This is a genomic window from Aminobacter sp. 01T433 (assembly GCF_056398585.1).
The window spans coordinates 287,321-301,949 of record NZ_JBFTPR010000005.1 but is presented as its reverse complement, the minus strand read 5'-3'; the positions used below and the strand labels follow the sequence as shown (position 1 = coordinate 301,949).

General features: G+C 61.8%; 19 protein-coding genes and 1 other RNA gene. 8 read left to right on the top strand and 12 right to left on the bottom strand.

Translation table 11 applies throughout. The features are described 5' to 3' along the window. Entirely contained in the window at positions 1 to 588 is a 588-nt protein-coding gene (locus AC1DLV_RS10830) for a 5-formyltetrahydrofolate cyclo-ligase (RefSeq protein WP_476799524.1), read from the bottom strand. Between the two features lie 116 nt (positions 589 to 704). Beyond that, positions 705 to 860: non-coding RNA, 6S RNA (ssrS, locus tag AC1DLV_RS10825), on the bottom strand. A 245-nt stretch (positions 861 to 1,105) separates the two neighbouring features. Here ssrS and AC1DLV_RS10820 point away from each other — a divergent pair. Both AC1DLV_RS10820 and AC1DLV_RS10815 read left to right on the top strand, forming a co-directional pair. After that, positions 1,106 to 1,945 (top strand): AAA family ATPase, encoded by an 840-nt coding sequence (locus tag AC1DLV_RS10820; protein WP_476799523.1) that lies wholly within the window; start codon positions 1,106 to 1,108, stop codon positions 1,943 to 1,945. A 215-nt stretch (positions 1,946 to 2,160) separates the two neighbouring features. Next, positions 2,161 to 2,607, top strand: coding sequence for an N-acetyltransferase family protein (locus tag AC1DLV_RS10815; RefSeq protein WP_476799522.1), 447 nt, complete (start codon positions 2,161 to 2,163; stop codon positions 2,605 to 2,607). Between the two features lie 27 nt (positions 2,608 to 2,634). Here AC1DLV_RS10815 and AC1DLV_RS10810 read toward each other — a convergent pair whose 3' ends face one another. After that, positions 2,635 to 3,714: a glycoside hydrolase family 25 protein gene (locus tag AC1DLV_RS10810; protein WP_476799521.1), complete on the bottom strand. Its 1,080-nt coding sequence runs from the start codon at positions 3,712 to 3,714 to the stop codon at positions 2,635 to 2,637. Between the two features lie 191 nt (positions 3,715 to 3,905). On the opposite strand from AC1DLV_RS10810, the gene AC1DLV_RS10805 reads away from it, so the two are divergent. Further along, positions 3,906 to 5,096 (top strand): vWA domain-containing protein, encoded by a 1,191-nt coding sequence (locus AC1DLV_RS10805; protein ID WP_476799520.1) that lies wholly within the window; start codon positions 3,906 to 3,908, stop codon positions 5,094 to 5,096. 98 nt (positions 5,097 to 5,194) lie between these two features. Beyond that, positions 5,195 to 5,599, top strand: coding sequence for a peptide-methionine (R)-S-oxide reductase MsrB (gene msrB / locus AC1DLV_RS10800; RefSeq protein ID WP_476799519.1), 405 nt, complete (start codon positions 5,195 to 5,197; stop codon positions 5,597 to 5,599). Positions 5,600 to 5,602: 3 nt separating this feature from the next. On the opposite strand, the gene AC1DLV_RS10795 is transcribed toward msrB, so the two are convergent. The 4 genes from AC1DLV_RS10795 to AC1DLV_RS10780 form a co-directional block, all read right to left on the bottom strand. Beyond that, entirely contained in the window at positions 5,603 to 5,956 is a 354-nt protein-coding gene (locus tag AC1DLV_RS10795; protein ID WP_476799518.1) for a hypothetical protein, read from the bottom strand. 236 nt (positions 5,957 to 6,192) lie between these two features. Further along, on the bottom strand, positions 6,193 to 6,453 hold the full coding sequence (locus AC1DLV_RS10790) for a DUF2312 domain-containing protein (RefSeq protein ID WP_476784372.1): 261 nt from the start codon (positions 6,451 to 6,453) through the stop codon (positions 6,193 to 6,195). 149 nt (positions 6,454 to 6,602) lie between these two features. Continuing rightward, positions 6,603 to 6,911: a DUF1244 domain-containing protein gene (locus AC1DLV_RS10785; RefSeq protein WP_476799517.1), complete on the bottom strand. Its 309-nt coding sequence runs from the start codon at positions 6,909 to 6,911 to the stop codon at positions 6,603 to 6,605. 11 nt (positions 6,912 to 6,922) lie between these two features. Beyond that, positions 6,923 to 7,720: an N-formylglutamate amidohydrolase gene (locus AC1DLV_RS10780; protein ID WP_476799516.1), complete on the bottom strand. Its 798-nt coding sequence runs from the start codon at positions 7,718 to 7,720 to the stop codon at positions 6,923 to 6,925. Positions 7,721 to 7,964: 244 nt separating this feature from the next. Between AC1DLV_RS10780 and AC1DLV_RS10775 the strand changes: the two genes are divergently transcribed. Together AC1DLV_RS10775 and pyk are read left to right on the top strand one after the other, a co-directional pair. Then, complete coding sequence (locus AC1DLV_RS10775; protein ID WP_476799515.1) at positions 7,965 to 8,453, top strand: DUF1036 domain-containing protein; 489 nt, start codon at positions 7,965 to 7,967, stop codon at positions 8,451 to 8,453. After that, the gene (gene pyk / locus AC1DLV_RS10770; protein WP_476799514.1) at positions 8,450 to 9,886 is read left to right on the top strand and encodes a pyruvate kinase; all 1,437 of its coding nucleotides are present in this window, start codon (positions 8,450 to 8,452) and stop codon (positions 9,884 to 9,886) included. The genes AC1DLV_RS10775 and pyk overlap by 4 nt, the downstream gene beginning before the upstream one ends. A gap of 59 nt (positions 9,887 to 9,945) precedes the next feature. Here pyk and AC1DLV_RS10765 read toward each other — a convergent pair whose 3' ends face one another. The 4 genes from AC1DLV_RS10765 to AC1DLV_RS10750 form a co-directional block, all read right to left on the bottom strand. Further along, positions 9,946 to 10,998, bottom strand: a complete 1,053-nt coding sequence (locus AC1DLV_RS10765; protein WP_476799513.1) for an alpha/beta fold hydrolase — start codon at positions 10,996 to 10,998, stop codon at positions 9,946 to 9,948. Between the two features lie 159 nt (positions 10,999 to 11,157). Next, the gene (locus AC1DLV_RS10760) at positions 11,158 to 11,739 is read right to left on the bottom strand and encodes a tetratricopeptide repeat protein (protein ID WP_476799512.1); all 582 of its coding nucleotides are present in this window, start codon (positions 11,737 to 11,739) and stop codon (positions 11,158 to 11,160) included. Between the two features lie 79 nt (positions 11,740 to 11,818). Further along, positions 11,819 to 11,944 carry a type B 50S ribosomal protein L36 gene (gene ykgO, locus AC1DLV_RS10755; protein WP_018429929.1) on the bottom strand — a complete coding sequence of 42 codons (126 nt, stop codon included), beginning with the start codon at positions 11,942 to 11,944 and terminating at the stop codon, positions 11,819 to 11,821. A 266-nt stretch (positions 11,945 to 12,210) separates the two neighbouring features. After that, the gene (locus AC1DLV_RS10750; protein WP_476799511.1) at positions 12,211 to 12,552 is read right to left on the bottom strand and encodes a winged helix-turn-helix transcriptional regulator; all 342 of its coding nucleotides are present in this window, start codon (positions 12,550 to 12,552) and stop codon (positions 12,211 to 12,213) included. 130 nt (positions 12,553 to 12,682) lie between these two features. Between AC1DLV_RS10750 and AC1DLV_RS10745 the strand changes: the two genes are divergently transcribed. Both AC1DLV_RS10745 and AC1DLV_RS10740 read left to right on the top strand, forming a co-directional pair. After that, a complete protein-coding gene (locus tag AC1DLV_RS10745; RefSeq protein ID WP_476799510.1) occupies positions 12,683 to 13,567 on the top strand; it encodes an NAD(P)-dependent oxidoreductase in 885 nt (294 codons plus the stop codon). A 150-nt stretch (positions 13,568 to 13,717) separates the two neighbouring features. Further along, positions 13,718 to 14,017, top strand: coding sequence for a hypothetical protein (locus tag AC1DLV_RS10740; protein WP_476799509.1), 300 nt, complete (start codon positions 13,718 to 13,720; stop codon positions 14,015 to 14,017). 54 nt (positions 14,018 to 14,071) lie between these two features. Here the strand turns inward: AC1DLV_RS10740 and AC1DLV_RS10735 are convergent, their stop codons facing one another. Next, positions 14,072 to 14,482: a DUF1428 domain-containing protein gene (locus AC1DLV_RS10735; RefSeq protein ID WP_476799508.1), complete on the bottom strand. Its 411-nt coding sequence runs from the start codon at positions 14,480 to 14,482 to the stop codon at positions 14,072 to 14,074. Between the last annotated feature and the right edge of the window lie 147 nt (positions 14,483 to 14,629).

The window sequence follows — 14,629 nt, the reverse complement described above, 5'->3', positions numbered from 1 at the left end:
CTACAATTCAGGGGCGAAGCTGCGCAACCCGCTTTCGGTCAGTATTTCGGGGATGATCACGTCGTGGTTCTCGTCGGGCACGCGCTCGACCTCCTGGCAATCGAAGGCGATGCCGATCAGCCTGGGGGGCTTGCCGGCATCTTGCAGCTTGGCGATCGCGCGGTCGTAATAGCCCGCGCCGTAGCCGATGCGGTGGCCGCGCGCGTCGAAGGCGGCAAGCGGCACCAGCATGACATCGGGGTCGAGCACCTCGGCTTCTTCATGCGGGCCGACAGTGCCAAAACCCATGTCGACCATCGGTGCGCCACGCACCAGTTCGCGAAATACGATGGTGTGCTTGTCGAGGATCGCCGGCAGGCAAAGCCTCGCGCCATGCTCGCGCAGCGCAAACATCATCGGCCTGACGTCGACCTCCGAGCGCATCGGCCAGAAGCCGGAAACGATGGTACCGGGTTCGATTGGAACGTTGTCGCGCGCGGTCTCGGCCATCTCCAGCGAGGCCTCGATGCGCCAGAACTGGTCGAGCGCGTCGCGTCGGGCCAGTGCTTCCTTGCGCAGTTGCTTCTTGATCTCGCGATGGGAAGTCATGCGTGCCCCGCTGTCGTGTCGTCGACAGTGTTTGGCACATCAGCCGTCTCGGCGGCAACCAGGCATGTTGCGCGTTGCTCGGCCAGGGCCAACAGAACGAATTTTTGGGGTGAAAGTGACGATCCACGCAACCGGTGAAGAAGTCGATCCCGGAGACCTACAAAGTAGGTGGGCGCCGTGTGAAAAGACCCACGGGTCTTCCCAGGGACAGCTCCCTAAGGATCGTTAAGGCCCCGGGGAAAATGCTCTCCTGCCGCGAGGCGCAGACCGTCACAGCCAATATAGGCGCTATGTCTGCGATGCGCCATGGCGATACGGCCGTTCGCGCAACGATATTTCGTAAGACGTTTGCGATCGGGCGAAGCGTCGATGAAGGCGTGATCTCCCTCCTTGTGGGGGAGATGCCCGGCAGGGCAGAGGGAGGTGCGAAGGATCGCGACCTTTCAGGCAGCCTTCTCGCGCTTGCCCCATTGCCCAGACCTCCCTACTGTCCCCGCGACGAATTTTGGAGTTACGCATGCGTTTTGAAGGAACGTCGGCCTATGTCGCCGACAAGGATCTGATGGTGGCGGTCAACGCTTCGATCGCGCTCGAACGCCCGCTTCTGGTCAAGGGTGAGCCAGGCACCGGCAAGACCGAGCTGGCGCGCCAGGTCGCATCCGGCCTCGGCCTCGAGATGATCGAATGGAACGTCAAATCCACCACTAAGGCGCAGCAGGGACTCTACGAATATGACGCGGTGTCGCGCCTGCGCGACAGCCAGCTTGGCGACGGGCGCTTCAACGACATCAAGAACTACATCAAGCGCGGCAAGCTGTGGGACGCCTTCGCCGCAGGCAAAAAGGTCGTGCTTCTGATCGACGAGATCGACAAGGCCGACATCGAGTTCCCCAACGACCTGTTGCAGGAACTCGATCGTATGGAGTTCTTCGTCTATGAGACCGGCGAGACGATCCGCGCCGAGGTGCGCCCGATCGTCATCATCACCTCCAACAATGAAAAGGAGCTTCCCGACGCCTTTTTGCGCCGCTGCTTCTTCCACTACATCCGCTTTCCCGACGTCGACACGCTGCACAAGATCGTCGAGGTCCATTATCCCGGCATCAAACAGAGCCTGGTGCGCGCCGCACTCACCCAGTTCTACGAGATCCGCGAAGTGCCCGGCCTCAAGAAAAAACCCTCGACCTCGGAGGCGCTCGACTGGATCCGCCTGCTCGTCGCCGACGACGTGGCACCCGAAGACCTGCGTGCCGACCCGAAAAATGCGCTGCCCAAGCTGCATGGCGCGCTGCTCAAGAACGAGCAGGACGTCCATCTGTTCGAACGCTTGGCATTCATGGCCAGAAGGCAGGGGTGAGGAGCGATCCGCGCAGCGGACGAAAAGCCAACGATTTGGCTGTTCGAGCGACGAACGCCCGAGGCCATAGCGAAGGGCCGGGCAACTGCCGCGCGGCGGTCAGGTGACGAGACGCAGCAAGCCGGACAATGATTTTCCACGCTGTGGCCCGTTGGCCGCATGGCAATGCTGAGGCAGGTTCCGAGCAACCGACGCAGTTATGAAAGCAACGCCCGATGACCGACATCACCATCCGCCCGCTTGAGCTTGCCGACCACGAGGATTGGCGCCGGTTGTGGACCGCCTATCTCGATTTCTACAACACCGTGCTGCCCGAAAACATCTACGAACTCGCCTGGAAGCGGCTGTTCACCGACGGCGAATTTGAGCCCAAGGGCCTGATTGCCATCGTCGACGGCAAGGCGGTCGGGCTGACCCATTATCTCTACCACCGTTCGGGCTGGTCCGAGGCCAACAACTGCTACCTACAGGATTTGTTCGCCGATCCGGCAGCGCGCGGCAAGGGCGTTGGTGCTGCCCTCATTGCGGCAGTGAAGGCGGAGGCGGGCAAGCTCGGCGTCTCCAACGTCTACTGGATGACGCATGAGACCAACGCCACGGCGCGCAAGCTCTACGACCGCGTTGCCCGCCGTACCGGCTTCATCGAATACGACCTGCTTTAGGCCTGACGTAAGAGCAGCGCGGGCCGCTCAGCCCGCGCTGTTCGCCACCCACTTGTGCCACTGGGCAGCGTTGCCACGGAAGACGTTGAGATCGATCTTGCCGTCGACGCCGTGCGACAGGCCCGAACCCGAATACTGCCAGAACACCCAGTTGCGGCCGGGATAGACCTTGGACGGCGGCTCGGCCACGGCGCGCAGCCAGAACGGGTAGTTCTGGAAGTGGCCGCGCAGGTTGTCGCGGTAGAAGTCGGGCGCGGTGTAGATGACCGGGCGCTGGCCGTAATGACGCTCCAGCATGTCCATGAAGACCTGCATCTTTTCGCGGATCTTCTCCGGGGAGTGGCGCCGCTTGCAGCTCGACTCGCCATTATATTCAACATCGATGACAGGCGGCAGGGCGCCGGCGACCTTGGGCACGTTGCGGATGAACCAGTTGGCCTGCTCGCCGGCGGTGCGGCACCAGTAGAAGAAGTGATAGGCGCCGCGGCGCAGGCCGGCGGCGTCCGCTGCGCGCCAGTTCTTCTTGAACATCGGGTCGAGGTGGTCGCCGCCGTCGGTGGCCTTGATGTAGGCGAAGTTCGCGCCTTGGGTGCGCAGCTTCGGCCAGTCGATTTCGCCCTGCCAGCGCGACACGTCGACGCCGTGGACGGCGAAGTTCTTGGGCGACATCGCCTTGCCGAAATTGATCGGCTTGGCGTCGCCGAAACGGCGGCCATAGATTTGCCCCGGCGCGAACGGCGTGGCCTTCATCGGGTTCGAAGGGGCGACCAACGCGTTCGGCTTTGCCGCCGGCAATGGCATGTCTTCGAGTTCGATCGCTGGCGCCGTCGGTGCAGCGGGCATTGGCGTCGGCATGGCCATCGCCACCTGTACCGGCGGCGCGACCAGTGTCATCGGTGGCGGTGCGGCCATCGCCTGTTGCGGCATTGGCTGTTGTACTGCGGCAGGCGCCACATCGGCTGATGGGATCGGACTCGCCGGTCTTGCAACCGAACTCGTCGTCTCCGCCGAGGTCTGCGCCATGAGGTCGCCCAGCCCTGAGCTGGAGGTGCAGCCGGCCAGGGCCATGCTGGCGAGAAGGATCGCTGACGCAGCTGAAAAACGCATTGTTACCCGTACGCAAAACGAGACCGCCGACGGCGAGACTCAGGCCCCCGAACTCCACTGATTTGAATTGCTAACGGGAAATTACCAAAAAAGACTGAATCTTATTTTTACCTTTGAGTGTGGCATCGAAGCGACCCGACACCGGCACCACAGGCTTGCTTGCTGCGACGATGCGAAGCAAAGTGCCGCCCATGTTCATACCGTTCTTTCTCGAACTCAAGGCGGCCAAGGTTCCGGTCTCGCTGCGGGAATATCTGGCGCTGCTCGAGGCACTCGATGCCGATCTCGTCACCTATGACGTCGAGGGCTTCTATTACCTCGCCCGTGCAACGCTGGTGAAGGACGAGCGCCATATCGACCGCTTCGACCAGGTCTTTTCGCACTACTTCAAAGGCGTCGAGGCGGTTGCGGGCGAGAGTGCTGTCAATGTCGCCGACATTCCCGAGGAATGGCTGCGCCGGCTTGCCGAAAAAACGCTCAGCGACGAGGAAAAAAAGCTGGTCGAGGCACTCGGCGGCTTCGAAAAGCTGATGGAGACGCTGAAGCAGCGGCTGGAAGAGCAAAAGGGCCGCCACCAGGGCGGCTCGAAGTGGATCGGCACCGCCGGCACCTCGCCCTTTGGCGCCTATGGCTACAATCCCGAGGGCGTGCGCATAGGCCAGCACGAGAGCCGGCATAGGCGTGCGGTAAAAGTCTGGGACAAGCGCGAGTTCAGGAATTTCGACGATTCGGTCGAACTTGGCACGCGCAACATTAAGGTGGCGCTCAAGCGCCTGCGCCGCTGGGTGCGCGAGGGCGCGGACGAAGAGCTCGACCTGCCGGGCACCATCCATGCCACTGCCGACCATGGCTATCTCGACGTCAAAACGCGGCCCGAGCGGCGCAACGCGGTCAAGCTTTTGATGTTCTTCGACGTCGGTGGCTCGATGGACGACCATATCAAGGTCGTGGAGGAGCTGTTTTCAGCGGCGCGGGTCGAGTTCCGCCAGCTCGAATATTTCTACTTCCACAATTGCCTCTACGAGGGTGTCTGGAAGGACAATCGCCGCCGTCATTCCGAAGTGATCCCGACGCTCGACGTGCTCCACAAATACGGCCACGACTACAAGGTGATCTTTGTCGGCGACGCTTCGATGAGCCCATATGAGATCGCCTATGCCGGCGGTTCGGTCGAGCACTGGAACCCCGAACCTGGGGCCGTGTGGCTGCGTCGCGTGCTCGAACAATGGCCCAACGCCGTCTGGCTCAACCCGACGCGGGAAAAGCACTGGGGCTATACAAGCTCGATCAAGATGGTCAGCGAGATTTTCTCCAGCCGCATGTATCCGCTGACGCTGGCCGGGCTTGAAGCCGCGACCAAACAGCTTTCACGAAAACACTGAACCGCCTCACCATGAAGTGATGCCCTGTCAGGTTGGGCGCTTCGTAACTATCTGTGCGAAGAATGCGAACAAGAAGAACAAGTCCGGGAGACCCTAGCATGGACACCAAGACCTATCCCGTCACCCGCACCGATGCCGAATGGCGCGCGCTGCTGACGCCCGAGCAGTACCAGGTGATGCGCAACCACGGCACCGAACGGCCGGGAAGCTGCGCGCTGCTTTATGAAAAGCGCGCCGGCACCTTTACCTGCGCCGGCTGTGACCAGCCCTTGTTTGAATCCAAGCTGAAGTTCGAAAGCGGCACCGGCTGGCCGAGCTTCAACGATCCGGTCGAAGGCTCGGTCGAAAACACCGTCGACCGCAGCCATGGCATGGTGCGCACGGAATGCCATTGCGCGCGCTGCGGCAGCCATCTTGGCCATGTCTTTCCCGATGGCCCGCCGCCGAGCGGCCTGCGCTATTGCATCAACGGCGTGGCGCTGAACTTCGAGGCGGCGAGCTGAGTCTCAAAGCAGGCTGGCGAGGATGATCCACAAGGTGGCGCCGAGCTTTATCGTGCCGGCATTGGGCGTGCCTGCCATGTCGGCGGTGCGCAGCACGCTGCCATAAAGGAACAGATTGTAAGGCAGCGGGATCAGGTGGACGGCGACCGCAAGCAATGCCGACATCTTGGCCGCCAGGATCAGCAGTGCTGCGATCGTGGTGGCGACATTGATCAGGCTGCCGACCGTGACCATGTCACGCCAGAACAGCTGGCCAAGTGGAACTTCGCCGTTCCAGCGCCGTGAGAAGAAAGCCGGCAGGCCGCTCGGCCCGGCCAGCGGGTTGTCGGAAGGATGGAAGCGCCCGGTCTCTGTCATCGTCTGTGACCCCGTGCCATTGTCGCTCTTGCGACAGCCAACCCTCAAATAGGGCATCATATCCGGCGCGTTTACAAGTGTGGCGAGCGTATCCTTCGCCGTCATGGTGAACAGCCGCGGGTCGCTGCGACGCGTGACCCTATGTCGGAAGCCAAATTCTCAGCCTGGTCGCCGATGCTCCAGGCACCTCAAGCCTCCGCGTGCCGCTTCGGACGCGCGGAGGCCCGTGGTTGGCCTCACACCATGCCAAGTGCTGCCTTGTACAGGTCGAGGATCGCCTCGGCCTCGTCGCGCTCGGCCTGGTCCTGCTTGCGCAGGCGGATCAGTGTGCGGAGCGCCTTGGTGTCAAAACCGGTGCCCTTGGCTTCGGCATAGACGTCCTTGATGTCGTCGGAGATGGTCTTCTTTTCTTCTTCAAGCCGCTCGATGCGCTCGATGAAGGCGCGCAACTGGCCGGCGGCAACGGTCTGGCTGGTGTCTGTAATTTCGTCGGCCATGGGGCACTCCGCAATCTGACTGGGGCAAAGGTGAATGGGAAAGCGCGACTCGGCGCGCCAAGGGCATTTCGGCCGGTTCGATGCCTCATGATGGCAGGAGGGTCAAGGGGACGTGGCGGCGCAGCTGACACGCCGCCACAGATTCTGCGTCAATGATCCTTGGGCCGGCTGGCCTCGAAGGCTGCCTTCTGCGCGTCGGTCGCCTCCAGCTGGTTCTTGGCCTGCCATTCGGCATAAGGCATGCCGTAGACGATCTCGCGCGAGGCTTCCTTGGACAGCTCGACACCGGCCTCGGAGGCCGCGTCGCGATACCAGTTGGAAAGGCAATTTCGGCAGAAACCGGTGAGGTTCATCATGTCGATGTTCTGCACGTCGCTGCGCTCGCGCAGATGCTCCAGCAAGCGTCGGAAGGCGGCGGCCTCGAAATCGCGCTGCTGGGTTTCGCTGAGTTGGGCCATCGTCGTCTCCATCACAACGGCCCGGTGCGCGAGCCGAATTGCTTGACCTCATGTATATCGGCACGGCGGTTGATCGCGTCAACGATGGGGGCGAGGCGATTGGCCCAATCGGTGGTTCCCTTGTCGTCGCCGATCAGGTCCTGCCTGATTTCGATCAACGCATGGGCAAAGCCGTTGACGATGGCATGGCGAAACATGGTGTCGCCGCGCAATGCGCCGTCATAAGGCTCGTTGTCGCCGACAACGATCCCCTTGTCTTCGGCCAGCATCTCGATCAGCGGCCAGGCGGCGCGGTGGTCCATGTCCCACAACACGCCCGCGTGCCAGGGTCTGGCGCGGCCCTGCATGACGGGAGTGAAGGAATGTACAGACAGGATGAAGGGTGCGGTCCCGGTCTGATTGTGAACCGAAGCAACCATGGCGCCGACCGCGTCGTGATAGGGCCGGTAGAAAGTGTCGAGGCGCCGCTCGCGCTCTTCTGCTGACATCGGATAATTGCCCGGAATGACCGAGCCGTCATAGAGCTGGCGGATCAGGGTCGGGTCATCTTCGCTGCGATTGGGGTCGATCAGCAGCCGCGAAAAATTGGCCAAAACCGCCGGCGCACCGATGATCTCAGCGAGCTTGCGGGTGACCTGCTCGGCGCCGATGTCGTAGGCGATGTGGCGGTCGAACTCCTCGGGCGCCAGGCCGAGATCGCCATATTCCTCGGGCAGGTCGCGGCGGGCGTGGTCGCACAAAAGCACCAAGCCCCTGTTGCGGTTGCCTTCGATGATCTCGAAAGGGGCAAAGATTGCGGTTCGCGTCATCGGCGGCAATTTGTCCTTCGGCAGGGCTTGGGTGTAGTTTCGTGGCCGTCCCTGATGTGGGGATATGTGCTAACGCCGTTGTTTTGCCAACCTTTTTTCGAATATGCCAGATGAGGCAGCAAATCATGCCGGCCAAGCGCATCTAAATCGATTGGATAAGCGCGCAGCCATGCGTTGACATGCGCCTGATCATTGCCGAAAAGGGCACCAGAAAATGCAGAATTCGTCGAAGAGGGGCTTTGGGATGGAATTTGCCGGAGGGCCGCGCGCACGCTCAGCCTTCGCAATGCTTTTCCTTTTCCTGGCCATCCCGCTGTTTACATCAGTCGCAGCGACCCCGGCACATGCCGATTTCAGGGTCTGCAACGCGACCCAGAGCCTTGTCGGTGTCGGCATAGGCTACCGCGCCAAGGCCGGCTGGATCACCGAAGGCTGGTGGCACATTGAAGGTTCCACCTGCAAGACGCTGATCGAAGGCCCGCTGTCATCGAGGTTTTATTATCTCTATGCAGAAGATGCCGAGCGCGGCGGACGCTGGGATGGCCCCATCAACATGTGCGTGGCTGAAAAAGAGTTCAAAGTCGCGGGCGTCACCGACTGCGTAGCGCGCGGTTTCCAGCGTGCCGGATTCCAGGAATACGACACGGGCGAACAGGCGAACTGGATGGTCCAGCTCACCGACGAGCCCGCAACGGGCGCCAATGCGGCCGCCTCGGGAACGAACGCTCAATGAGACGTAGCCGCAAGGTCAAGATACTCGCAACTCTCGGTCCTGCCTCCTCCGACGAGGTCATGATCCGCAAGCTCTTCGACGCGGGCGCCGACGTCTTCCGCATCAATATGAGCCATACCGACCACGATTCGATGCGCACGCTTGTCGCCCGCATCCGCAAGGTCGAAGAAGAGGCGGGCCGTCCGATTGGCATCCTCGCCGACCTGCAGGGCCCCAAGCTGCGTGTCGGCAAGTTTGCCAATGGCAAGGAAGAGCTGACCGTCGGCCAGACCTTCACGCTCGACGACAATCCCGAACTCGGCACAGCGGCCCGCGTCCACCTGCCGCATCCCGAGATCCTCAAGTCGGTGCAGGAAGGCCATCGCCTGCTGATCGACGACGGCAAGCTCGAACTGAGGGCCGTGAAGACCAACGGCAAGTCGATCGTCTGCACGGTCGTTGCCGGCAACAAGATTTCCGACAAGAAGGGCGTCAGCCTGCCTGACACCGACCTGCCGGTCGGCGCGCTGACCGAGAAGGACCGCAGGGACCTCGACGCGGTGCTCGAGACCGGTGTCGACTGGGTCGCGCTGTCGTTCATCCAGCGCCCCGAGGATCTCGCCGAAGCGCGCAAGATCGCCCAAGGGCGTGCGCTGCTGATGTCCAAGATCGAAAAGCCGCAGGCTGTGGCGCGTCTGGCCGAGATCATCGAGCTGTCCGATGCCTTGATGGTCGCCCGTGGCGACCTCGGCGTTGAAATGCCGATCGAATCGGTGCCCGGAATCCAAAAGCAGATCACTCGTGCCGCCCGTCGCGCCGGCAAGCCGGTGGTGGTCGCCACCCAGATGCTCGAATCGATGATCACAGCACCTGTGCCGACCCGCGCCGAGGTCTCCGACGTGGCAACCGCGGTGTTCGAAGGTGCCGATGCGATCATGCTGTCGGCCGAGTCGGCAGCGGGGCAATATCCGGTCGAGTCGGTGGCGACGATGGACCGCATCGCTCATCAGGTCGAAAAGGATCCGACCTATCCCGGCATCATCAACGCCCAGCGTTCCCAGCCGGAAGCAACGGGTGCTGACGCCATTTCGCTCGCAGCGCGCGAAATCGCCGAGACGCTGAAGCTTGCGGCGATCGTCACCTATACCGCTTCGGGCACCACCGGCCTGCGCGCCGCGCGCGAGCGGCCACGGGTGCCGATCATCGCGCTGTCGCCGATCCTCGACACGGCGCGCCGCCTGTCGCTGTTGTGGGGCACGCACTGCGTCGTCTCGCCTGATGCGGTCAATCTCGACGACATGGTCGAACGCGCCTGCAACGTCGCCTTCAACGAAGGTTTCGCCGCCGCCGGCGACCGCGTCATCATCACCGCCGGCGTGCCGCTGAGGACGCCGGGCTCGACCAACATGCTGCGCATTGCCTATGTCGGGCCGGACGGCAAGGGAAGCAGGTAAGAGACGGGATTAGGGCAGTAAGGCAGTACGGCAGTAGCCGCCTTTATTGCCCTACTGCCTTACTGCCCTATTCCCCCTACTTTCTCGTTCACGCAAATGTCGGTGCCGTACGCGTCATCGGCGATCCTCGCCTCGACAACCCGCGCAACCGCCTGCAGGTCGCGCGGCTGACCGGCGATTTTTTCCACGGCCGCCTCGACAAGATCGGGCGCCACCCAGTCGGGCTTGTGGCCGAGGTTCTTCACCCAGACCAGCTCGGCGCCCGGAATGTCGCGGGCAAGGCCGATCGAATGGATCTCTTCATAAACGACAGTGTCGTGATCACCTGAGATCACCACCGTCGGCGTCTTGATCGTGGGGTAGCGCGGCGCGGTTGCCAAAACGTGGCGGTACAGCCCCTCGACATCGATGGCGTTGGCGCGGAAAGCCTTTGGCCGCAGCACCAGCTTGATCGAGGCCTTGTCGACATAGCCATCCGGCACCTTGTTGGGTGAAAAGACGCAGGTTGTCGCCGCATCGATGCGCATCAGCCCGGCAGGATTGGCGACCGTTTCGGCAAAAAGCCGTCCCACCACCTGCTTGGCGCTGACACTGTAGTACCAGGACGTGCCGCCGCCTGGCCAGGGATGCGTTGCCGCCGACAGAAACAGCAGCCCGCGCATATGGTCGGGATGCTCGAGCGCAAAGGTCGCTGCCACAGCGCCGCCGAACGAATGGCCGATGATGATCGCATCCTTGATGCCGAGCCTGTCCATCAGCGCTGCGATCGTCGCCGACTGTTCGGTCGGGTTCTCGTTGTTGCCGCGTTCCGACCAGCCGTGACCGGGCCGGTCGAAGAACAGCATTTCGGCGCGGCCTTCAAACAGCTGCCTCAGTGGCAGCATCTGGTCCTTCAGATTGGCGCTCGCGCCATGAATGAAGACGAGTGGCGGCAGGTCAGCGCCAGCGGATGCCGGCACGTGGACATAGTGGAGGCGGGCGCCATTTATGTCGACGAAACTGCCCACCGGCGGATTGCGCCGCTCGATCAGCCAGGATGTCACGCGGGTAAAGCCTGCAAGCGCGAGAACCAGCGCAACAAGCAGGACCAGGATTGTGGCGAGGATGTTCATGCGGCTCTGGGGGAGGAAGTGAAGTAAGGGAGTAAGGGAGTAGGGCAATAGGGTAATAGGGCAATAGGGCAATAGGGCAGTAGGTAAGGCATCGAGAGGGGCGCAGACACATACTGCCATACTGCCGTATTGCCCTACTCCCTTACTCCCCTATTCCCTTCAAATGCCTTCGCCGGCAAGCTCTTCCGACAGCCGCGACACCTCGCTTTGGGCATTGCGCAGCATCGGGTAGACGACGAGCACGCGTTGCCAGGCTTGCAGCGCCAGTTCGTTGCGGCCGGTGGCGGCCATGATTTGCGCCATGCCCGCTAAGGCGCCGAAATGGCGCGGCTCAAGCTCCAGCGTCCGTTCGATGTCGGCCATCGACTTGCGATAGTTGCGTGTCAGGAAATGCACGGTGGCGCGCCGGTTCCAGCCTTCGGCATATTGAGGCTGCAGCGTCACCACCTGGTCGAGGAAATCAAGCGCGACGTCGAATTTCTGGGCTTTGATCGCCTGCTCGGACCAGAGCATCATCAGGTCGACGGAGGCGCTTCCCGACTTGTTCCACGCTTCCGTGATGCGGCTGGCGATGCGCTCGGCCGCCTTTTCGTTGCGCTCGCGCTTCAGTTCGGCAAACAGCGAATCAAGCTGATTGTCGGGCTTGGCGACAACGGGGCTGTCTGTGGTTTGGGCAAACGCCAGCTGCGGCGGGAACGTTGCCGCCATGGCCAGGGCGAAAAAGGCAAAAACGTTCCGCATGCGGAAACTTTAGACCCCCGCATGGGAACGTCAAACTGAAATTGCCGTGATGCGTCGGCCGCGAGCGGCCGAGCCTACATCAGCCCTGGCGAGCCTTGTAGCGCGGGGCGGTCTTGTTGATGATGTAGATGCGGCCCTTGCGACGAACCAGCTGGCAGTCACGGTGGCGGCCCTTGAGTGCCTTGAGCGAATTCTTGATCTTCATGTCACTAACCCGTCGGATGGGGCCCATCACCGGGCCGAAACTAAAAGCGCGCCAAAAGAGCGCGCCCAATTTGTGTGAAAGGCTCATAGACGAGGAGTCTCAGCCAGTCAACCGCAGGCAGCGCCAAGCCTGCGGATTGATTCATCTATCCGGCCCCGAGGCGTCCTGCGCCGCTCCGAAACAGTCGTGCGGATGCGTACCCGCTGGCGATTCAATGTCGGTCGAAACAATGTCGGTCGAAAAAAGGACAACCGTCCCGTATCGTACTAGGCGTATTCCGCCTTGTTCTGAGCCTCGCAGGGAAGGCCGAATTCAGCGCCCCAGCGGCACAGCGAGTCTGCTGCTGCATTGAGCGCTGCGCCGCGTTCGGTGAGCGAATAGACCACCTTGGCCGGCGTCTCCGAATAGACTTTCCGGTCGACAAGCCCGTCGGCCTCCAGTTCGCGCAATTGCTGCGCCAGCATCTTTTCGCTGATCCCGGGAATCGACTGCTTCAGGCGGCCGAACCGGCGCGATGCCGTTCCGAGCTGGCAAAGAATGTCTATCTTCCATTTGCCTTCGGTCATCCTGACAGCCGCGGCAAAGCCATTGTCCGCCGTCTTGTCCATTGTGTCCTCCTTACCTTCAGGTGACCACTTACGCCCAGGTTCGTATTGTGCGCCGCCCATATCACCATACCTCCACCACGTCGCGACAGAAGTCGCATCGTTATGCCGCCACTGGATATGGAGAGTTGGAATGAAGCGTTCAATCGCCGTTGTTGGAACCGGTCGCATGGGCTCGGCACTTGCCCGCGCCCTGCTTGCTAAGGGTCATCGCACGACGGTCTGGAACCGGACAAAAGACAAGGCCGAACCGTTGGCCTTGCTCGGCGCAACCGTAGCACCTTCGGTGCTGGAAGCTGTGACTTCAGCTGAAATCATCATGGTGAATGTCAGCGACTATGCAGCGACTGCAGAAATCCTGCATGATGATGCGGTCGCTTCGGCAATCCGCGGCAAGCTGATCGTCGAACTCACGTCAGGTACACCGCATGGCGCACGCGAAGTCGCCGAATGGTGCGCTGCGCACGGCGCCAGCTATCTCGATGGCGCGATCATGGCGACGCCGGATTTCATCGGCACGGATGCGGGTACGATCCTGGTCTCAGGGCAAAGCCAGGCCTTTCGGGAAAACGAGGCCGTCTTTCGCGCATTGGGCGGTAACGTCCAGCATGTCGGACAAGGCCCTGGACGTGCCAATGCGCTTGATAGCGCTTTGCTGGCACTGATGTGGGGCGCATTGTTCGGAGCGCTCCATGCGATCGCCGTGAGCCAGGCCGAAGACATCGATCTGGGCGAACTGGGTCGGCAGTGGACGGCGACGGCGCCGGTTGTCGAAGGGCTTGTCGCTGATCTCATCAAGCGCACCAACGCCGGCCGGCTTGACAGCGACGAGGAGACGCTTTCGTCGATCGCCATACATCACAGTTCATTCCAGCACCTTTTGGAACTAATGGATGCCCGTCGAATCGACCGCTCCGTGGTTGACGGTTACGACACTATCTTCCGGCGGGCGATTGCGGCCGGCCAGCTGCACGCAGACTTCGCGGCGTTGTCGCAATTTATGGGAAAGCCCGCATAAGAGCAGCGGCAAACAAGGACTGAGGCTGGCCGGGTTGTCGTCCAGCCTCGCGCCCACAATTCATATGAAGGAAATGGAATGTCTCTGACACTTCTCATCGACACATATTGCGCCGCCTGGTCTACGGAGAGTGCCGAGCAGCGGCGGGCCTTGCTGTTGCCAGTCTGGGGCGACGGCGCAACGTATACGGACCCTTCAGTCCATGCCGCAGGCGCGGAAGCGCTGCTCGCTCACATCGCAGGAATTCAGGCCAAGCATCCTGGCGCCCGCATCCTGCGCACAAGTGACGTGGATGTTCATCATGGGGTCGCGCGCTTCGCCTGGAAGTTCGTGATGCCTGATGGGGCATCCCTGCCTGAAGGCCTGGACATTGCCTTTATTGACCCCGACCAGCAGCGAATAACGCGCATCATCGGTTTCTTCGGCTCGCTGAAACGGTCCCCGGCATGATCTCGCTCGCAACATGAGCAAGTTCGGGAGCTGCCGCAGTCCACCCAGCGCAGACTAAACGTCGATCAGCTTGAGAAAGCCTCCGGCTATCAGCCGCCGTCCTTCAAACAGCATTTTCTCGCCCTCTTTCGGCTGGATGCGCGGGTCGGCCAGCGCCTTGGCGAGGCCCAGGTCGCGCGCTTCCTTGCTTGGCCACTCGGTCCAGGAAAGAATGACGGTCTCGCCGCTCAGGGCTGCCGCCGCCGTTTCAAAATCACGAAGCGGCACCTCGTCGGTGTCGAGATCGTCGCGTGCTTGTTCTGCGTGAAAATCGGCATCGTTGGCGACGGTGCGATCCAGCTGGCAATCCACGACCCGCAGGGCGCCATATTCGCGATAGACCTCCGCCACATGCCTTGAAAAGCGCTCGTATTCCTCAAGCTTGGAGGTCTCCAAGGGAATGAGGTAGCCATCAATGTAGGACATAGGCGAACCCAATAGCCATTGTTGACGTCGGATGCTCGCAGCTAGCGTAGCACGCAAACGCCAGCCATCTACCCTTAGCGGCGCGGTGTAAGCCGGGTGAAGTGGCCCCCACAATTTTCCCGCAAACCCCTCGTGCCAGTTCCCCGA